Origin of the sequence: Actinoalloteichus sp. AHMU CJ021 (assembly GCF_002895405.1) — a bacterium.
Classification (GTDB): Bacteria; Actinomycetota; Actinomycetes; order Mycobacteriales; family Pseudonocardiaceae; genus Actinoalloteichus_B; species Actinoalloteichus_B caeruleus.
In genome coordinates, this window is sequence record NZ_CP025990.1 from 291379 (window position 1) to 311717 (window position 20339).

9 protein-coding genes are annotated in these 20339 nt (G+C 71.7%); 5 read left to right on the top strand and 4 right to left on the bottom strand.

Annotated features, from left to right (window positions below):
- Window positions 1-175 precede the first annotated feature (175 nt).
- Together C1701_RS00995 and C1701_RS01000 are read left to right on the top strand one after the other, a co-directional pair.
- Window positions 176-1981 carry an ABC transporter ATP-binding protein gene (locus C1701_RS00995; RefSeq protein WP_103055337.1) on the top strand — a complete coding sequence of 602 codons (1806 nt, stop codon included), beginning with the start codon at window positions 176-178 and terminating at the stop codon, window positions 1979-1981.
- On the top strand, window positions 1978-3693 hold the full coding sequence (locus C1701_RS01000; protein WP_103055338.1) for an ABC transporter ATP-binding protein: 1716 nt from the start codon (window positions 1978-1980) through the stop codon (window positions 3691-3693). The genes C1701_RS00995 and C1701_RS01000 overlap by 4 nt, the downstream gene beginning before the upstream one ends.
- Before the next feature lie 808 nt (window positions 3694-4501).
- On the opposite strand, the gene C1701_RS01005 is transcribed toward C1701_RS01000, so the two are convergent.
- Window positions 4502-5362: a helix-turn-helix domain-containing protein gene (locus tag C1701_RS01005; RefSeq protein ID WP_026420404.1), complete on the bottom strand. Its 861-nt coding sequence runs from the start codon at window positions 5360-5362 to the stop codon at window positions 4502-4504.
- A gap of 123 nt (window positions 5363-5485) precedes the next feature.
- On the opposite strand from C1701_RS01005, the gene C1701_RS01010 reads away from it, so the two are divergent.
- The 3 genes from C1701_RS01010 (at window position 5486) to C1701_RS01020 (ending at window position 10118) form a co-directional block, all read left to right on the top strand.
- A complete protein-coding gene (locus C1701_RS01010) occupies window positions 5486-6481 on the top strand; it encodes an aldo/keto reductase (RefSeq protein WP_026420405.1) in 996 nt (331 codons plus the stop codon).
- A gap of 953 nt (window positions 6482-7434) precedes the next feature.
- On the top strand, window positions 7435-8238 hold the full coding sequence (locus C1701_RS01015) for an ABC transporter ATP-binding protein (RefSeq protein ID WP_051314331.1): 804 nt from the start codon (window positions 7435-7437) through the stop codon (window positions 8236-8238).
- Window positions 8223-10118: a hypothetical protein gene (locus C1701_RS01020; protein WP_051314332.1), complete on the top strand. Its 1896-nt coding sequence runs from the start codon at window positions 8223-8225 to the stop codon at window positions 10116-10118. The genes C1701_RS01015 and C1701_RS01020 overlap by 16 nt, the downstream gene beginning before the upstream one ends.
- 439 nt (window positions 10119-10557) lie before the next feature.
- Here C1701_RS01020 and C1701_RS01025 read toward each other — a convergent pair whose 3' ends face one another.
- From C1701_RS01025 to C1701_RS01035, 3 genes are all read right to left on the bottom strand, one after another.
- A complete protein-coding gene (locus tag C1701_RS01025; protein WP_103055339.1) occupies window positions 10558-10953 on the bottom strand; it encodes an NUDIX hydrolase in 396 nt (131 codons plus the stop codon).
- Window positions 10954-11110: 157 nt separating this feature from the next.
- Window positions 11111-12451: a serine hydrolase domain-containing protein gene (locus tag C1701_RS01030; protein ID WP_051713456.1), complete on the bottom strand. Its 1341-nt coding sequence runs from the start codon at window positions 12449-12451 to the stop codon at window positions 11111-11113.
- A gap of 4 nt (window positions 12452-12455) precedes the next feature.
- Complete coding sequence (locus C1701_RS01035) at window positions 12456-20333, bottom strand: non-ribosomal peptide synthetase (protein ID WP_103055340.1); 7878 nt, start codon at window positions 20331-20333, stop codon at window positions 12456-12458.
- Between the last annotated feature and the right edge of the window lie 6 nt (window positions 20334-20339).

A 20339-nucleotide genomic window follows, 5' to 3' on the forward strand; every position in this document is an offset into this window, starting at 1 on the left:
CGAACCGACCAGCCCAGGCGGTCATCCTCGTCCGCGCCGCCGCCGTCGCCGCGCGGGGTCCTGCCCGGGCACGGCGGCGGCCAGCTCCGACGTGTGACCGGGGCGACCGCGCGCCTCCGGCCACCCAGGTCCCGGCCCCGGCTGGCGCTGGGAGGACCCCGTGGGGAGGTGCTCGATGACCCGCGCTGATACCGACGGAACGCGCGTCCAACCGGCCCCGCCCTCGGGTTCCGAACCGGCGGGGCGGGGCGTCGCACGGCTGTTGCGCCCCCACCTCGGAGGTTTCGCGGCCGTCGCCGTCCTGCGTGCCGTCGGGGACGTGGCCGGTCTGGTGCCGCTGCTGGCGGTCGTGGAGCTGGGTCGCGTCCTGCTGTCCCCCGGCCCCGCCGATCCCGGCCACCTGCGGCTCGTCGTGCTCGTGGGCGCGGTCGGCCTGTTCGTCCGGCTGGTGTTCACGGCCATGTCCTCCGGGATCGGGCACGTGCTCGACGACCAGGTCCAGCTGTCGTTCCGCCGCCGGTTGGCGGCGTGGTTGGGGCGGGTACCGCTCGGGTGGTTGGCGCGGCGCCGGACTGGCGAGCTGGCGAAGGTGGTGGGTGAGGACGTCAGCGCGGTGCACCCGGCCATCGCGCACACACCCGGCGAGCTCGCCTCCGCGTTCGTCGTGCCGCTGGTGTCGCTGGTCTACCTGGTCACCATCGACTGGCGGCTCACGTTGATCACCTTGCTGCCGGTGGTACTGGCGCTGGCGGTGGTCCCCCTGATGATGACGCCGACCCGGCTGCGGGAGCAGGCGGAGTTCGACGGGGCGATGGGGCGGCTGTCGAATTCGGTCGTCGAGTTCGTCCAGGGCATCGCGGTGGTCCGGACGTTCGGAGGGGCCGGTGGCGCCCACCGCCGGTTCGTCTCGTCCGTCGACGACTTCGTCGGGACGTTCGGGCGGTGGGTGCGCGGGATGTCCCGGCCCGCCGCGGGCATGGGGCTGGCACTGTCCCCGCCCTTCGTGTTGCTGGTCGTGCTGACGGGCGGTGCCGTCCTGATCGCGGACGGCAGCCTGGCCCCGGCCGACCTGCTGCCCTTCACACTACTGGGCCTGGGCCTGACCGCTCCGGTGGCGGCCCTCGGCCACGGACTGGACGACCTGCGGGCTGCCGGTCGGGCGGTCGGGCGCATCCGGGACGTGCTCGCCGTGGAACCGCTCCCGGAGCCCGCCGACCCGCTCGTTCCCCCCGGGCACCGGGTGGAGTTCCACGACGTCCGGTTCGGCTACGAAGCCGACCACGAGGTGCTGCGCGGAGTCGACCTGGCACTCGAGCCAGGAACGGTCACCGCGCTCATGGGACCGTCGGGGAGCGGGAAGTCCACGCTGGTCCAGCTGTTGCCGAGGTTCCACGACCCCGGTCACGGCCGCATCACCCTCGGCGGTGTCGACCTGCGCGACATCGATGGCCGGGAGCTCCACCGACGGATCTCCTTCGTCTTCCAGGACGTCCGGCTGCTGCGCGCGTCGGTCGCGGACAACATCGCGTTGGCGGTGCCGCACGCGCACCGTGACGACGTGGTGCGCGCCGCCCAGCTGGCGAACATCCACGACCGAGTGCTGCGCCTGCCCAGGGGGTACGACACGGTGCTGGGCGAGGAGACCGAGCTGTCGGGCGGTGAGGCGCAGCGGATCTCGATCGCCCGGGCGCTGCTCGCCGACACTCCCGTCCTGGTGCTCGACGAGGCCACGGCGTTCGCCGACCCCGCGACCACCCTGGCGGTTCGCCGGACCCTGGAAGCGGTCGCGAAGGACCGGACCGTGCTGGTCATCGCACACCGCCTGGAGACGGTGGAGGGCGCGGACGCCGTGGTTCTGCTGGAGGACGGGGTGATCGTCGAACGTGGCCGCCCTGCCGAGCTGCTCGCCAGGAACGGGCGGTTCGCCGAGTTCTGGCGATTCCACCGGTCGGCGACGGGCGAAGGAGACGAGTTCCGGTGATACGACTGCTGCTGCGGGTGTTGGGCCAGGAGTACGCCCGGCCGGTGCGGCGCACCGTCGCCCTGATGACGGCCGCCGCGATCGCGGAAGGGCTGTCCTACGCGTTGGTGCTGCCCGTGTTGCGGTCGTTGCTCGGGGGCCAACCCGCCGAGGCCTGGCCGTGGCTGGGCGCGTTCGGCGCGGCGGTCGCCGCGCACGGCGTGCTGCGCTACCGGGCCGACCTGGCTGGGTTCCGCGCTGGAACCCTGCTGCTCGACGGCATGTACCGGCGGTTCGGGGGCCACCTGGCCCGCCTGCCCGTCGGCTGGTTCGACGCGGCCCGGGTCGGGGAGGTCTCCGTCCTGGCCGGTCCGGGCATCTTCTCCGCGATGGGCGTTACCGCGCACCTGTTGTCGCCGTTCATCTCCGCCTGGGTCACCCCGCTGACGGTCGTCGTCGTGATGCTGTCCGTCCACTGGCAACTGGGGCTGGCCGCGGTGGTCGCCGCACCGGTCGTCGTGGCGATCCACCGCTGGGCCGGTCGGGCGTTGACCGCCGCCGACGCGGACCGCGCCAGCCGCGACCACGAAGCCACCAGCCGGGTGATCGAGTACCTCCAGGCCCAGCCGGTGCTGCGCGCCGGGGGCCGCACCGCCGACCGGTTCCAACTGCTCGACGACGCGCTGCGCGCTGTCCGGCGGGCGTCCCGACGGACCACCCTGTCGGTGTTGCCGGCCACGATCGGTCTTTCCCTCACCGTGCAGGCGTTGTTCACCGGGCTGTTGGCGCTCAGCGTCCACCTCGTGCTCGGCGGCGGCACCGGTGTGGCCGAGGTGCTGACCATCCTGGTGTTGGCCGCCCGTTGCGTGGACCCGCTGCTGTCGCTCGCGGAGTCCGGGGGCAAACTCCGGGCCGCCCGATCCGAGTTGGCCAGGTTGGACACGGTGCTGCGCACCGAGCCGCTCCCGGAACCTCGGGAACCGGTGGAACCCGAACGTCACGACCTGGAGTTCACGTCCGTCTCCTTCCGGTACGGGGACCGGGACGTGCTCGACGACCTGTCGCTGTCGGTGCCGGAGGGGCGGAGGATCGCCGTCGTCGGGCCCTCGGGCGCGGGCAAGAGCACGCTGCTCCGGTTGATCGCGCGGTTCCACGACGTGCGGGCGGGTTCGGTGCGGGTCGGGGGTGTGGATGTGCGTGCGATGAGCACCGAGGTGCTGCTCTCGCGGATCGCCCTCGTCTCCCAGGACGTCCACCTCGTCGACGGCACGATCGAGGAGAACGTCCGGCTGGGCCGTCCGGGTGCCCGGGACGCCGAGGTGCGGGAGGCGGCGGCCGCCGCGCGACTGGACGAGGTGGTCGAACGCCTGCCTGACGGGTGGGCGACACGGGTGGGGGAGGGTGGCGCCCGGCTCTCCGGCGGTGAACGCCAGCGGGTCGCGATCGCGCGCGCGTTGGTGAGGGACGCGCCGATCGTGCTGTTGGACGAGGTGACCTCGGCCCTGGACCCGGTGAACGAGGCCGCCGTGCACGAGGGGATCGAGCGGTTGGTGGTCGGCCGGACGGTGATCATGGTGGCCCACCGACCGCGCACGGTGTGGCGTGCCGACCGGGTGGTCCTCCTCGACGGCGGTCGGGTGGTGGCGGAGGGCGATCACGACGAGCTGTTGCGCCGAGGAGGCCGCTACGCGCAGTTCTGGGGTGCGGTCAGGAGCCCCGTTCCGGGCGGGTGAACCACGGAGTCCACGCTGCCGCGCCGTCGAGCGCATACGGGAGGATCAGCCGGGGGCCGGTCAGCGGGGCCGCCGAGGACAGCAGTTCCCGCGAGGATGCCCACCCGCACCAGAGTGGGCGCTCAGCCATCGGTTCGAGCTGGGTGACCACTCCCCCTCTCCGTCGAGGGGGTTGGCTGGAGGTCGTGGGCGTCGCTCCGATTCTCGTCACCGGTGCCACCGGCAGGACCGACCGCCGGGTGGAACGCCCTGCTGGGGGATGCTGGTGTGCCGGTGCCGGTGCCGGTGCCGGCCGGCCGCCCGTTCCCGGTCCCGTGCGCTTCGACTGGTGGGACCAGGGCACCTGGGACCCGGTGCTGACCGGGGCGGCTGCGGTCTACCTCGTCCCGTGGGACGGCGCCGCGCTGACGCGGGAGTTCGTGGAGCGGGGCCGGCGCGCTCGGTGTCCGGCGCGTCGTCCTGCTGTCCGGGAGTGGGTGGACGTCCCGGGGCACCTCAGCGACGGGAGCGGCGAGGGCGACACCCACGTCCACGGGGAGCGCGGCCTGGGACAGCGGTCTGGAGTGGACGACCCCGCGGCCCCGGCTGGTTCACGCACCGTGGACCACCGTCGCGCCAGTTCCGAACACCCACCCCCGCTGCCAGCCCCGCTCCTGGGAGGTCGGATCGCCCCGGAGGACGGTCGGCGGCGCCTGTGCCCTGTTCCGGTCCGGGCGGTCGCCGTCGCCGGGTCGGTGGCGACGGCGGTGGCGGCGGCGCACGACTGCGAGCTGGGCACCGTCCGACGACCTCGGGCGGGGACGGGGTGTCACCGGGTCGAATCGGCCGTGGTCCCGGTGGGGAACTCCTCGGCGCCGATGACCTGGAGCAGTTCCAGCCGTCTGCGGGTGTCGGCGTCAGCCGGGGTGAGGACGAGCAGGAGTTGCTCCTGGTCCGGGGTGACCAGGGTTTCGCAGTCCATCACCAGGCGGCCGACCCGGGGGTGGAGCAGGGTCTTGCGGTCGGCGCGCCGGACGGCCACGGCATGTTCCGCCCAGCGCCGGCGGAAGTCCTCACTCGCCGCCCGCAACCGGTGGACGAGCCCGGTGACCACGGGGTCACCGGTCCGCCGGCCGGCGGTCGCGCGGAGGTCGGCCACGAGCTGGCGGGCCTGGTGCTCCCGTTCCTCGGGCGGGTACTGGTCGCGCGTACCGGGGTCGGTGAACCAGCGGTGGACGAGGTAGCGCCGGTCACCGGTGAAGCCGGTGAGGTCCCCGTGCAGGTGCACCGAGGCGCGGTTCTGGGCCAGCACCTCCCCCAGGTCGGAGGCGACCAGTGCCGCGGTCTCCCCCACCAGGTCGAGCATGCGCACCAGCCCGGCCCTGGCCAGCCGCGCCACCTCCTCCGCCGGAGGGGGGCGGTGGCCGGCCAGGTGGAACAGGTAGGCCCGTTCGTCGTTGGACAGCCGCAACGCCCGGGACAGCGCCCCCAGGAGCTGGACCGAGGGTTGGCTGCTGCGGCCCTGCTCCAGGCGCACGACGTAGTCCACCGACATGCCGGCGAGCAGGGCCACCTCCTCCCGCCGCAGGCCGCTGGTCCGCCGGCGGCCGCCCTCGACGATGCCCACCTCGGCGGGGCGGATCGCCGCCCGGCGGCGGCGCAGGAAGTCGGCCAGTTCCTCGCGGTCCATGGGTCCATGCTGCCCCGAGCCGCCTCCCCCATCCAGGGAGCGCCACTCCCACGATCGACGCTCCTCTCCCCTCCGCCCGGACCGGCCCGCAGGCTGGGGAGAACGACGACTTAGGAGATCGTGATGCGGACACGAACGCTGGGCACCACCGGCCCCACCGTCTCGGCCATGGGGCTGGGCGCGATGGGCCTGTCAGGTGCCTACGGGGCCACCGACCGGTCGGAGGCCATCGCCACCGTGCGCGCCGCCCTGGAGGCGGGTACCACGCTGATCGACACCGGTGACTTCTACGCGATGGGGCACAACGAACTGCTCCTCGCCGAGGCCCTGCGCGGCCGGGACCGGGACGGCTACCAGCTCAGCGTGAAGTTCGGGGGGTTGAGCGGCCCCGGCATGTCGTTCACCGGTGTGGACTGCCGGCCCGAGTCCGTGAAGAACTTCCTGGCCTACTCCTTGACGCGGCTGGGCACCGAGTACGTCGACATCTACCGCCCCGCCCGCCTCGACCCCACCGTCCCGATCGAGGAGACGGTGGGCGCGATCAAGGACATGGTCGACGCCGGGTACGTGCGGCACATCGGGCTCTCGGAGGTCGACGCGGCCACGATCCGCCGGGCACACGCGGTCCACCCGATCGCCGACCTGCAGATCGAGTACTCACTGGTCTCCCGCGCGGTCGAGGCGGAGGTGCTGCCGACGTTGCGTGAGCTCGGCATCGGGATGACGCCCTACGGGGTGTTGAGCCGAGGGCTGCTCTCGGGGCACTGGGCGGCCGCGCCGGTCACCGCACCCGGTGACATGCGGGCACTCCTCCCCCGGTTCTCGGCGGAACACGTGGAGCACAACCTCGCCCTCGCCGAGGCGCTCCGCCGGGTCGCCGAGGCCAAGGGCCGCACCGTCGCGCAACTGGCCATCGCCTGGGTGGCGGCCCAGGGCTCGGACATCGTGCCGCTCGTCGGTGCCCGTACCCGGGGGCGGCTGGGCGAGGCGCTGCCCGCCTTCGACATCGATCTCACCCCGGAGGACCTCGCCGCGATCGAGGAGGCCGTGCCACCGGGAGCCGCCCGAGGGGACCGGTACCCGACCCCGATGATGTCCGGCCTCGGCGTCGGCAACTGAACTCCGAGGACCGCACGTCGTGGCCGTGGGCGGGACCGCCTCCCGTGGGTGGTGTCCCGAACGCCGGACGCGCCACCCGGTGAGTCGCGACCGGCTCCTCCTCCGTCCGGCCGTGAGTGGCGGAGCTCCGCCGCTCACGGCCGGTCCGACCCGGTCCGTGGGGCGGTCACGCACCACGCGGTGTCGGCGAAGCCTCGTGGCCTCACCGGAGTACGCCTCCGCCCGAGGGATGTGGCCGGAACTCCTGGTCCTGGTCCTCGTCCGGACCCGGGTCTCGCACGCTCGGGACGCTCGGGACGCTCGGGACGCTCGGACACGGGAAAGGCCCTCGACGGTGAACGCCAGTCGGCCGCCTGTCCCGATGAACGCCCGAGGAACGGCGCGTCGAACCGTGGGGCGTCCCGGGGGAGAACACCTTCGCCCCCGGGGCCGAGCTCGGCGCACCAGGACAGGACCACATTCGTCGAACCGGATTACCTCACCGGTGATGCCGTACCGACTGATTCCGCATTCCGCGATTCCCCGTTCCGCGAAGGCGGCGGAACCGACCATGTGCTGAAACGCCATCGCCGCTTTTCCGACAACCGGACAGCGCGGGCACCGAGGCGGGCTCGGTGACGCGGGTCGGCCAGGGGCCCGTCGCGGTAGGCGTCCTGGGTCCCGCCCCCCGAGGAGGGGAATCGACAGCGTGGCAGGCGGTGTTCGCTCCCGTCCAGGCTGTCGGGACCACCGTTCGTCGGCCACGCGGCCGGTGCCCTTCCCGTCCGGCCCCGAGGGTGCCCGGCCTGTCCGGCGCGGCGGACCACCCCCTGCTCCTCCCCTGGAATCAGGGGCATTCGACCGCCAACTGAGCGGAATCCCGGTCCGCTAGGATGGACGCGCTCCAATCGCGCCCAGCCCGATTTGACGCCGGATTTCCAGGAATTGACCGCCACGACCCCTTTGGTGGCCAGATGACCCACGAGCGCAGCGAGAATTCCGCACCGCCGGTGGTCGGAGGGCGATTACCCGCGTTGGAGGTTCGGGGCCTGCGAAAGGCGTTCGGGGACGTCGACGCCGTGACGCGGGTGGACCTGACGGTGCCGAGTGGCTCCTTCTTCGGTCTGGTCGGCCCCAACGGAGCGGGCAAGACCACCTCCCTGTCCATGGCGGTCGGGCTCCTGCGCCCCGACGCCGGGACGGCACGGGTGTTCGGCGTCGATGTCTGGGCCGACCCGGTGCGTGCCAAGGCGATGCTCGGCGTGTTACCGGACGGCCTGGCGATGCCCGAGCGACTGACCGGTCGGGAGTTGCTCACCTACCTGGGACTGCTGCACGGCCTCGAGGCCGGCGCGGTCGCCGAGCGCGCCGACGAGCTGCTGACGGTGATGGAGCTGGACGGCGCCGAGCGGACGCTGGTCGGCAACTACTCCGCCGGCATGCGCAAGAAGATCGGCCTGGCCACCGCACTGCTGCACGGTCCCCGCCTGCTGGTCCTGGACGAACCGTTCGAGGCCGTGGACCCGGTCTCGTCGATGACGATCAAATCGATCCTCCAGCAGTTCGTCAGCCGGGGCGGCTCCGTGGTGGTCTCCAGCCACTCCATGCTGCTCGTCGAGATGCTCTGCGACCAGGTGGCGGTGATCGCCTCGGGCAGAACGGTCGCCGAGGGCACCCTCGACGAGGTGCGCGGCGGCGCCAGCCTCGAGGACACCTTCGTCCGCCTCGTCGGCGCGTCGACCCCGGGCGAGAAGGGGCTCTCGTGGTTGGGGTCCTGATCCGGATGAAGCTCGCGATGCTCCGGAACTCGATGACCGGAGGGCACGCGGCGGAGATGGCCCTGGGGGCCGTGCTCGGCGTGCTGACCGCGGCGGGCACGATCGTCGTGGCGGTGAACGACGCGGCCATCTCGGCCGACGTGCTCGCGGTGGTGTTCGCCGGGTGGACGCTCGGGTGGGTCCTCGGCCCGCTGTTCGCCGGCGGTGAGAGGAACGACCTGCGCCCCGAGCACCTCACCCGCGTCCCGATGTCGTCGCGGACGATGGCCAACGGCCTGTTCGGCATGTCGTTGTTCGGTATCGGACCGGCGGTCACGCTGCTCGCGTTCCTCGCCCTCGTCGTGTTCGCCGTCCGGCTCGGAATCGGGCCGACGCTGGTCGCGTTGGTGGCCGTGCCCGCGACGCTCGCGACGCTGGTGCTCCTCTCCCGGATCACGATCGCGCTGGTCGGCGAGACGATGCGCTCCCGGGTCGGCGCCGCGTTGGTCGCCGTGCCGTGGGCGGTGATCGTGGCGTGCGCCTCGAACATCGGCGTCCTGCTGGTCGTGCTCGGCCAGTCAGAGATGCTGCGCGGGGACTGGCCGGCCTGGTTGCCGATCACCCTGCGGGTGCTGCCCTCCGGCTGGGGAGTCGCGGCCGTCGAGGCCGCGGGACGTTCCGACTGGCTGGTGGCCGGCGGACTGCTCGTCGCACTCGTCGCACTCGTCCTCGGCCTGCTGGCGTTGTGGTCGAGGCTGCTGCACCGCCGGGTGACGGGCGCGCTCGGCACGCCGGCGGTTCGCCCGAAGGTGTCCTCCCGGACCCTGGTCGGCCGGTTGCCGTCGACCAGGCTCGGCGCCGTCATCGGCAAGGAGCTGCGGACGTGGCCCCGGGACATGCTGCGCACGTACTTCTGGTTCTTCGCCCTGTGGTTCGCCATCACGTACTCCGCGCTGCCACTGTTGGCGGGCGTCACGGCCTACCTGCCCTGGGCCGGTGTCGCGCTGGTGATCATCGCCGCCGCGTCGTCGGCGAACCTGTACAGCGCCGACGGCAGCGCGCTGTGGCTGACGCTGATGAACCCGGGCGTCGAGCGGGTGGACGTGCGGGGGCGCCAGCTGGCGTGGCTGCTGGTCACCGTGCCGGTCGCCCTGGCGCTGACCGTGATCGGGATCCTGGTCGACGGGCAGGGCTGGCTGTGGCCGTGGGCGCTCGGCTTCCTCGCCAGCTCCATCGGGACCGGCGCCGGGCTGTTGGCGCTGCTGTCGGTCATGGTGCCCATCCGGATGCCCGACGCCCACCGCCGCAGCGCGAACCCCGCCACCGACAGCGGCAACATCACCGGGCTGGTCTGGATCATGATCGGCGCCTCGGTCGCGGCCGCCCTGCCGGTCGCCGGCGTCGTGCTCCTGGGGACGTTGCGCGACGACCCGCTGCTGCGGTGGTCGGGTGTGCCTCTCGGCCTGCTCATCGGCGGGTTGGCCCTGTGGCTGTTCGGGCGGCTGACCTACCGCAGGCTCGAGACGAACGGCCCCGAGCTGCTGGAGAAACTGCGGGGCGGGAACCCGAACCTCCGCGCGAAGCCGGGGGAGCCCACGGTCGTCCTGGTCGAGCCGCCGGGCGCGAACGGGATGCGCGTCACGATCGGGCTGTGCCTCGGCGCCGGGTGGATACCGATGGCCTCCGGCGTCATCTCGTTGATCCTGATCGTCGGGGGCGACGCGTCGCGGACCCTGTGGACGTTCGCGACGCGCCTGCCCGAGCCGCTGCCCGTTCCGGTCGCCATCCTGCTGGTCGGGCTGAGCGTGCTCGTCTACGCGACCGGCGCCCGCACCCTGCTGAGACTGCGCAGGCTGCGGCGGGAACCGGCGACGACATCGGCGGCCGCCGTGGCCGCCTGACCCGGACCCGGCCCCTCACCCAGCAGCCGGTAAGCCAGTTCTCGACCGGGCCCTCCGTCGCCGCGCGTTCCCACTGGTCCTCGTGACGTCCTCGCCCGGAGCGGCGACATCCTCGCCGCGCGGTTCGAGGAGGCGCGCCGGTCCCGCTCGTCCGGCGGCACGCCGAGCGGCACGGTCCGGAGGAACAGGTCGGGGCCGGTCAGGGGCAGGTCCTCCAGCGGAGCCGCGGCGATCTGATCAACCCACCGCCACTGCCCACGCCAGGATCGCCGCGCCTCGCGGAGGCGGGCCCGCCCGCCGGGGTCCGGCGGCCGTCCCGGGGCCACCGCTGAGGGGCGACCGCCCCGGGGGGCGGGGCGAGGTGCACCGCCGGGTTCCGAGCGGGAGCCGGGCCGGCCCCGGCGCCACTCGGCCGGACGGCCGACCCCATCCGGAGGGGTCAGTTGAGCAGGCCACGCTCCCGCAGGTCGTCGAACACGGCGCGGCCAGCCTCGGACAGCCGCTCCCGGTCCGCCGAGGTCAACCAGGCCAGTTCCTCGATCTCGGCGCGGGGTTCCGGGGTGCCCCGGTGCTCCGCGCGATAGCAGGCCATCCGGACGAGCACGCCCTCGGCCTTCCCGTCGGCACTGGCCTCGACGGTGGCCACGTGTTCCGCCGAGTCAGCCAGCACCTCGACGCCGAGTTCCTCGTCGACCTCCCGCACGAGGGTCTGGACATCGGTCTCCCCGGGGTCCCGCTTGCCGCCCGGCAGGTAGAACAGCTCCTTGCCCCGGGACCGGGCGCACAGCACCGCGCCGTCCACGATCTCCAGCCACGCCACCTTGTTGATGACCACCAGCCCACTCCTCCTCGCCTCCGGCGCCGTCACCGACGGCGCTGCCCCAGCATCCCCGGCGCCGTGGTGGCCGCCGCACGGTGGTCCCGGATTCGGGGGCGGGCGGTGCGGCACCCGGCCGTGCCCGCCGCCATCGGTAATGCCGCCGGGGATCAGATCATTCCCGCCGGAAGACGAGCCGGTCGAGGCACTGGGCGAGCCGGACGCGTCCGGTGCCGGGGTCGGGCAGGAAGCGGCCGGTCTGGACGGCACCGCTGTCCATGGCGGTCAACGTGAACCGGTGGCCGTCGTAGGACGTCAGCCGTGAGTGCGGATGGCCGTTGACCAACAACTGGAACTCGCCGTCGCGCTCGGCGATGGTGAACCGCAGTCCGCCGTTGGCGTAGGTGCCCGCGCACCCAACCGGAGTGGGCACCTCCGTCGCGGCCGCCGGCAGTCTCGTCCCCGACCGGTTGGCGACGTCCAGACCATGCGACGCCAGCCCCGCCAGGACGTCCTCCCAGGCCAGATACCCCGTCGTCGCGTTGGTCGTCATCGCGACGACGACGCCGCTCGTTGGGTCGAATCGCAGGTGGCAGGACATCCCGTCCGCCGCCCCGTCATGCCCGTACCACTCGGGGCCCGGGCCGTGGAACAGGCCCCAACCGAGGCCCCAGGCATCGGCCATGCCGAAGGGGCGAACGGTCAGGCCAGCGGTGTGGTCCCGGCGCATCGCCTCGAGCAGCCGAGGGTTGAGCAGGCGCGGTACCACGCCGTCGTCGAGGTGCAGCCGCGCGAACGTCACGAGGTCGGCCGCGGACAGCCCAAGCCCACCTTCGGGGGCTGAGAGCGGGGTGACCGTACCCCCGCCGAGTGGGACGACCGCGCGCGGATCCGACCGCACCGCGTGCCCGCTCACCAGTCGGACGTCCCGGCGCGTTCCGCCGTCCACGACGGACGCCGCGGCGATGCCCAGCGGTCGGTTCAGCAAGGAATCGACCGCCTCCCACCAGTCCATCCTGGTGATGGTCTCCACCAGATGCCCGAGCAGCACGTACCCGTCGCCGGAGTAGGAGAACATCGTTCCCGGCTCGAACAGGACGTTCGTCGTCCCGCAGTGCGCCGCCACCCATCGGGCTCGGCTCCGAACGTCGTGGCCGGCCACGTCCGAGTCGCAGGCCAATCCGCTGGTGTGGCTCAACACCTGGCGCAGGGTGTAGCCAGGTTCCTCCGCGTCCGAGGTGCCCGCGACCAGGTCCCAATCCTCGCGCAACGGCGTGTCAAGCGCCAGCTCGCCGTCATCCACCAACATCATCGCGAGCGTCGCCGTGAAGGGCTTGGTGATCGAACCCACCGAGAACAGCGACGAGTCTGTGACCGGTTCCCCCGTCCCCGAGGCCGTCTCACCTGTGCGGGCGGTGACCAGGCTCCCGCCTCGGAGGACCGCGAGCTGAGCCCCGGGAACGCGGTGTCGTCGAGTCGTCTCGGCAAGGAGGTGCGACAGGTCCTCGGAATCCACGAGTTCAGTCCCCTCGTTCCTCGTCGATGACGACCAGGGGATCGAGTTCCTGGGCCAGCGCGAGCAGCGCCCGCTGGAACTCACCCAGCACCCGTTCCGCCGTCGTGGGCCGGTGCACGTTGACCGAGTAGTACAGCGAGAAGCTGAGCTTGGAGGCGCGCACGGAGCCCACGACCTCGAGCAGCTGCTGCAACGACTCGGTGGGGGCCAGTGGTTCTCCCACCGGGTCGTGGAACGACTCATAGATGCGGCTCGCACCGTCCCCGATGGTGTTGTCGAGGCGGCCGTTGTAGTTGAAGACCACCTGAGGTGGTGGCGTGGCGGCGAGCGAGGCGGCCCCGTCGGACCGACCGAGGCGGCGGAGCACGCCGTAACCGATGCCGTTGCCGGGTACGCGCCTCAGCTGGCGGCGTACGGTGCGGACGAGGTCCCTCCAGTTCGGATGGCGGGCGGTGGGGACCTCGACGACGACCGGGAACACGGTGGTGAACCAGCCGACGGTCCTCGACAGGTCGAGATCGTCGAGGATGTCCTCCCTGCCGTGCCCCTCAAGGCCCACCAGGACACGGCCCTCTCCGGTCCACTGGCCGAGCGCCCAGGTCAGCGCGGTCAGCAGCACTTCGTTCACGCGCGTGCGGAACACCGTCGGCGCCGCCCTCAGGAGTGCTTCGGTGGCGCGGTCGCCCAGGGTGAAGCCGACCTGTCGCACGGATCCCGCCACGTTCGGGCCATCACCGTCGACGGGGAGGTCAGGGGTGTCGGCGACGCCCAGCCAGTACTCGAGTTCGGAGTCGAACGCCCCGCTCGCGGCGTGCTCGGCCAGGCGACGCGCCCACGAGGGGAAGGATGTCGCCCGGTAACCCAGATCAGGTTGCTCGCCCCCGCTGATCAGAACGTAGGCCTCCTCGAGGTCGTCGAGGACGATCTTCCAGGACACGCCGTCGATGACCAGGTGGTGCGCGGTGAGGAACAACCACCTGCCCTCCTCCGGACCGAGGTCGAAGAGGAGCCCGCGGAACACCGGGCCGTCGTGGAGGTCGAGTGCCGCGTCGGCCTCGGCTGCCAAGCGGTTCACCAGCGAAGTCCGCTCCGAGCTCGGCGCGTCCGAGACGTCCCGGAACTCCAGGAGACCGATGCTCTCGTCACCGGAGACCCACTGGGACCAGTGGCCGTCACCGTGACCGAACCGGAGGCGGAGGGCGTCGTGCCTGGCCACCACGACGTCGACGGCTGCTCGCAGCGTGATGGGGTCCGCCCCCTTCCGGAGTCGGACGAACACGGACTGGTTGAACTGGTTCGGTGTGGTGCGCTGGGCGGCGAAGAAGTCATGTTGGATGGGGGTCAGAGGGGCCGGGCCCAGGGTCCCGCTGTCGTCACCGCTTGGTCTGGCGGCCTCCACCACCGTCGCCAACGCCTCCACCGTGGGGTTCGCGTAGAGGTCCCCCGTCGTGAGCCGCAGCCCGGACCGGCGAGCTTCGGCGACGACCTGCATGGAGAGGATGGAGTCACCGCCCAACTCGAAGAAGTCATCACGCGGTCCCACTTCGGGAACACCGATGACCCTCGCCCAGATCGCGGCGAGCACCGCCTGGTCGTCGGTCAGCGGTTGCCGAGAGGCGCTGGACGTCGCGGCGGCCGGCTCCGAGGGTGGGGGGAGGCGGCGTTGGTCGATCTTGCCGTTGTTGGTCAACGGGAGTTCGTCGAGTGCCACGATCACGGACGGCACCGAGTAGGACGGGAGCCGGAGCTTGAGGAACGCTCGCAGCTCCTGCTGCGGAGGAAGCCGATCGCCGGAGGGGGTGGCGTAGCACACCAGCCTCCGGTCTCCTGGCGTGTCCTCGCGGACCACGGCGGACGCGTCCGCCACCGCCGGGTGCTGCCCCAACACCGTCTCCACCTCACCGAGTTCGATCCGGAAACCGCGGATCTTGACCTGGTTGTCGGCCCTTCCCAGGTACTCGAGGTCGCCGTCGGATCGCCACCGCGCCAGGTCACCAGACCGGTACATCCGCTCCCCGTCGCCAGCGAACGGATCAGCCACGAAACGTTCCGCCGTTCGCCCCGGGAGGTTCAGATACCCACGGGCAACCCCCGACCCAGCGACGTACAACTCGCCGGGGGCTCCCACCGGTGCCGGGCGCAGGGCGTTGTCCAGCAGGTAGATCCGCATCCCGGGAAGGCTGGCGCCGATCAGTCCCAGGGGCGCTCCCTGGTGGGCGCTCTCCAGGGGGCGGCAGGTGCTGACGACCGTCGTCTCGGTGATGCCGTAGAGGTTGGCCAGTGTCCGGTGGGAGGCGGCGTCATCGACGAACCAGTCCTCGAGCCGACTCACGTCGAGCGGTTCCCCGCTCAGGATCACCTGGCGGACCGCGAGGCGCTCCCGGAGCTCCGACTCCTCGTTCCGCACCCTGCCGAGCTGGTAGAACGCCGAAGGAGTCTGGTTGAGAACGGTCACCCGTTCCTCGGCCAGCAGCGCGAGGAAGTCCTTCGGCGAACGGGTGGTCTCCCCGGGCACCACGACGACACTGCCACCGGAAAGGAGCGCGCCCCAGATCTCCCAAACGGAGAAGTCGAAGGCGAAGGAATGGAACTGGGTCCAGACATCCTCTGGTCGCAGGGTGTGCCACCGGTTCATCGCCGAGAACAGCCGCACGACGTTGCGGTGCGGCACCGCCACGCCCTTGGGCTTACCGGTGGAACCAGAGGTGTAGATCGCGTAGGCGAGGTTCGAGGGGACGCTCCTCGGCTGGGGGGTGGTTCCGCTCTCCCCGGCCACCAGCGGCCAGTCAGCGTCCACCCGCACCACGCCCAGCCCCTCCGGTAGGCGGTCGCAGAGGTGTTCCCGCGTGACCACCAGGGACACCCCGGCGTCGGCGATCACCCGAGCCACCCGGTCCTGGGGAGTCGTCGCGTCCAAGGGCAGGTAGGCGGCCCCCGCCTTGAGCACCGCGAGCAGCGAGACCACGAGTTCCGTTCCCCGGTCGAGGAACACCCCGACCAGCTGGTCCGGCACCGCGCCTCGGCGGCGGAGGTGGTGGGCAAGGCGATTGGCACGCTCGTCGAGCTCGACGTAGGTCAACGACCGGCCACCGAAGCGGACCGCCAACGCGTCCGGTCGGAGGCGGACCCGCTCTGACACGAGCTCGTGGACGCAGCGGTCGGGGACCTGGTCCGTGTCCGGCAGGTCCCCGACGACGGATGCCGGTAGCGGGTGGGGGGAGGTGGGAGCGGCGAGCGTCCGCAGTGGCCGGTCAGCCTCGCCGACGACTTGGCCCAGGAGCGCGGCCAGACCTTCCCCCATCGCCCGCACCGTGTCCGGTTCGAAGAGCGCGTCGGCGTAGGAGACCTTGAGGGTCAACGCGTCGTCCCGATCGACGAACTCGACCAGGAGGTCGTGCGTGCTCACCCGCGCCGGGGCGTCGACCTCCTCGGTGGTGAGGTCGGGCAGGGTGATCGGTCGTTGTGGGGTGTTGTCCAGCACGACCATCACCTCCACCAAGGGGTTGCGGGAGGGGTCCCGGTGTGTCCAGACCGCGTCCACGACCCGGTCGAAAGGCACGTCCTCGTGGGCGAACGCGCCCAGCACCGTCTCCCGGACCCGGGCGAGCAGCGCGGTGAAGGACTCCCGTTCCTCGACCCTCGTCCGCAGGGCGACGGTGTTGACGAAGAACCCGACCACGTCCCGCACCTCGGGTTGGCCGCGTCCCGAGGTGGCGGTTCCCACGACCACGTCCGGGTTGCCGGTATGGCGGGCCAGCCACAGTGTCGTCACGGCGAGCAGGACCGTGAACAGGGTGACGTCCTGGTCCTGGGCCAGGTGTCGCAGGCGGATGCCGAGTTCCGGTGGCAGGGGCAGGGTCAGCGTCGCGCCGGTGGAGCGGCGTACGGGAGGGCGGGGGTGGTCGGTGGGCAGGGTCAGGGGGGTGACGTCGGCCAGTGTGGTGCGCCAGTAGTCGAGGTGGTCGCTGAGGTGGTGGTCGGTGAGGTGGTGGCGTTGCCAGGCGGCGTAGTCGCGGTAGGTGATCGGCAGGTCGGGCAGGGCGGGGACGCGGTGTTCGACATGGGCGGTGTAGCACTCCGCGAACTCGGTCGCGAGCAGCCGCATCGACCAGCCATCGGTGTTGATGTGGTGGATGATCAGCGCGAACAGGTGGGTGTCCGGCTCCACCCGCAGCAGACTGGCCCGGTGCACCGGGCCGTTCCTCAGGTCGAAGGGGGTTTCGACTTCCTCCCGCAGGCGGTGTTCGAGCAGACCCGGACGTTGCCGTTCCGGGACGGTGGACAGGTCGACCACCCGAAGGGGCGATTCCACCGGTCCCACCACCTGAACACCTCGGCCCTCGACGGTGTCGAAGGTCGTCCGCAGCGTCTCGTGCCGGGCCACCAGGGTCTCCAGGGCGAACCGGACAGCCGACTCGACCAAGTGACCCCGGAATCGCAGGATCGTTCCCGAGTTGTACTCGGCACCGGGGTTGAGGTCGTTCAGGAACCAGAGTCGTTGTTGGGCGAAGGACACCGGGAACGGCCCCCCACCCCCCACCGGCACCACACCACTCCCGGACACCTCCACCACCCCAACCCGGGCCTCCACCACCCCCGCCAACCCCGCCACCGTCGGGGTATCGAACACCTGCCGAGGCGACAACACCACCCCCCACCGGTCCCGCACCAACGACACCAACCGCAAACTCGCGATCGAGTCACCCCCCACCCGGAAGAAACTCTCCCCCGCGCTCACCCCACCCGGGTCCACCCCCAACACCTCACCCCACACCCGGGCCATCTCCCGTTCCACCTCACCCACCGGAGCCCGGTACCCCGACCCGGCCCCACCACTCCACACCGGACCGGGCAACTCCCGACGCACCACCGTGCCCGCCGCCCCCACCGGCAACTCCGACAACACCACCCACACCCCCGGCACCGCATACCCCGGTAGGCGGGCCGCCGTGAACTCCTCCACCACACCCACCGGCGCGTCCCCCACCACATAGCCCACCAACCGATCCCGACCGGTCGGGTCCCGCCGAGCGGTGACCACCACCGCCTCCACCCCCGGACATCCCGCCACGACCTTCTCCACCTCGGCGGGCTCGACCCGGAACCCTCCCACCTGGACCTGGTCGTCCACCCGACCCAGGAACTCCAACCCCCCCTCGGGACGCCACCGGGCCCGGTCCCCAGTCCGGTACACCCGGCCCCCGGGCAGGGGGCCGAAAGGATCGGCCACGAACCGGGTCGCGCTCAACCCTGGGGCGTTGCGGTAACCCCGGGCGACACCAGGACCCCCGATCCACACCTCACCGGGTACTCCCACCGGTACGGGCCGCATCCACCGGTCCACCACGTACACCCCGGTGTTGACCAGGGGTTGGCCCAGGGGGACGAACGGTTCCCGTTCCACCGGGGTGTCCAGGGCATGCACGGTGGCGTCCACGGTGGTCTCGGTGGCGCCGTAGGCGTTGAACACCCGGGTGGTGGAGCCCGCGGCGGCGGCGACCCGGGCACTGTCGGCGGCCCGCCATCCTTCCGAGCCCACCGCCAGGACCCGCAGAGGTGCCAGGGACCGGCCCCGGGTGGTGACCTCGGCGGCCAGGGCGGTGGCGACGGCGGGGACGGTGACCATCAGGGTGGCCTGGCTGTGGTGGAGCAGGTCGGCCAGGGCATGGGGGTCGTGGAGGGTGTCCTGGGGGCAGATGATGAGGGTGCCACCGAAGGCGGTGGCGAGGAGGAGGTCAGCGACGAAGAGGTCCACGCCCACCGGGGAGACCGACAGGCAGGTGGGGCGGGTGCCCTGGAGGTGGTAGCGGGTGTTCCAGGCGTGGCGGATGTGGTCGAGGTTGGCGTGGTCGACGGTGACGCCTTTGGGGGTTCCGGTGGTGCCGGAGGTGTAGATGACGTAGGCGGTGTGGTGCAGGGTGCCCGCTGTGGTGGTGGGGTGCCCGGCTGTGTCGATACTCGTCCCGTGCGATACCTCCTCGCGGTCCCCGGAGTCCGGGGTGGTCAGGGAGTTCAGGGTGGTGGTGGGCAGGTGTGGGGGTAGTTGGTCGGCGAGTTCGGGCAGGGTCACCGTCAGCTGGGGTTGGGCGGAGTCGAGCAGGACGGCCAGGGTCGCCGGGGGGTGGGTGGGGTCCAGGGGCACGAACGCGGCACCGGTGTGCCAGACCGCTAGCAGGGCGGTGACCGCCTCGGTGCCGCGGGGTAGGTGCAGGCCGACCAGGTCACCCGGGCCCAGGTTGTGGTGGGTGCGTAGGTGGTGGGCCAGGCGGCGGGCGTGGGTGTCGAGTTGCTGGTAGGTGAGGTGGTTGTCGTGGTGGGACACGGCGATGTGGTCGGGGTGGGTGCGGGCGTGGTGGGTGATGGTGTGGTGCAGTGGTGGTGCGGGTGTGTGCGGGTGGGTGGGGGTGGTGTGGGTCAGGGCGTGGTGCTGGTCGGGGGTGAGGGGGGTCAGGGTGCGCAGGGGTTGGGTGGGGTGATCGAGCAGGGACCGCAGCAGGGTGTGGAGATGCTGCCCGAGACGGGCGATCGTCCCCCCATCGAACAGGTCCGTGTTGTACTCGACGTACGTCCGGAGACCACCGTCACGCTCGTAGAAGTCGATGCCGAGGTCCAGGTTCGCGCTGACCACGGGCGGGACGACGTCCTCCAGGTGCAGTCCTGCCCCCCGCGCCGCGTGGGACGGCGCGTTCTGGTAGTTGATCATCACCTGCACCAGCGGTGGCCTGCTGTGATCCCTGTCCGGGCTCAGGACGCTCACCAGGCGCTGGAACGGGACGTCCTGGTTGGCGAGGGCGTCCCACATCGTCTGCCTTTCCCGGGCGAGGAGCGCCGTGAAGGGCAGTGTCTCGTCCACCTGGCCGCGAAGCACCACCGTGTTGATGAAGACACCGACCATGCGCTCGAGTTCGGGGCGACCTCGGCCGGATGTCACGGTGCCCACACCGATGTCCTGGCTGCCCGAGTAGTGCGCGAGAAGCACCCTGGTCGCTGCGACCAGCACCGTGAAGACGGTCGCACCTTCCCTCCTGGACATCTCGCGCAGTGCTGCCACCAGGTCACGGTCCACGTCGAACACGTGGAGCGCACCGCGTCCACTGCGGATGGCTGGTCGAGGGCGATCGGTGGGGAGTTCGGCGGGCGTCAGCCCGTCCAGCTGCTTCCGCCAGTAGTCCAACTGGCCCCGCTGCCTGGAGTCATCCTGTCCGGACTGTTCCCAGGCGGCATAGTCGACGTACTGGAGCGGCAGCTCCGGGAGCGAGGGCTCGGCACCCCGCACCGCCGCGGCGTACAACGCCATCAGGTCGTCGACCAGCAGGGCCATCGACCAGCCGTCGCTGACGATGTGGTGCGTGTTGAGCATGAGGACGTGCTCGTCGGCGGCCAACCGAACGAGGACAACCCTCAACAGCGGCCCGTTCTCCAGATCGAAGGGACGCCCGACCTCGCTCCGCAGGACCCCGTCGAGTTCGGCCCCCGCCCGTTCCCGGTCATGGTCCCCCAGGTCGATCCTCACCACCGGTGCCTCAGCCGAGGCGTGGACGACCTGGACGCCAACCCCGTCCTGAGTGGCGAACGTAGTCCGGAGCGGCTCGTGCCGCTGGACGAGCGCCCTGACCGCGTGTGCCAACGCGTCCGCGTCGAGCCGCCCAGTGAGGCGGAGGACCTTCGGAGCCCCGTACTCCACCGAGTTCGGGTCCAGCTCGTGCAGGAACCACAGGCGCTGCTGCGCGCTCGCCTGCGGAACGATCCGACCCCGATCCACGGGAACGAGCCCGTCCCGTTCGGTGGTGCGCTCGACCCCACCAGCCAGCTGCCGGCGGACGAGCTCACGCACATGCTCCGGGAGCGCGTCCAGGCGGTCCTGGGAAATGGAGGAGTTCATGACCTT

Bases quoted from the DNA above. Each gene is read 5' to 3' on its own strand.
- C1701_RS01035 (WP_103055340.1), bottom strand. From the start codon at position 20,333: ATGAACTCCTCCATTTCCCAGGACCGCCTGGACGCGCTCCCGGAGCAT.
- C1701_RS01010 (WP_026420405.1), top strand. From the start codon at position 5,486: ATGCGGACACGAACGCTGGGCACCACCGGCCCCACCGTCTCGGCCATG.
- C1701_RS01005 (WP_026420404.1), bottom strand. From the start codon at position 5,362: ATGGACCGCGAGGAACTGGCCGACTTCCTGCGCCGCCGCCGGGCGGCG.
- C1701_RS00995 (WP_103055337.1), top strand. From the start codon at position 176: ATGACCCGCGCTGATACCGACGGAACGCGCGTCCAACCGGCCCCGCCC.
- C1701_RS01015 (WP_051314331.1), top strand. From the start codon at position 7,435: ATGACCCACGAGCGCAGCGAGAATTCCGCACCGCCGGTGGTCGGAGGG.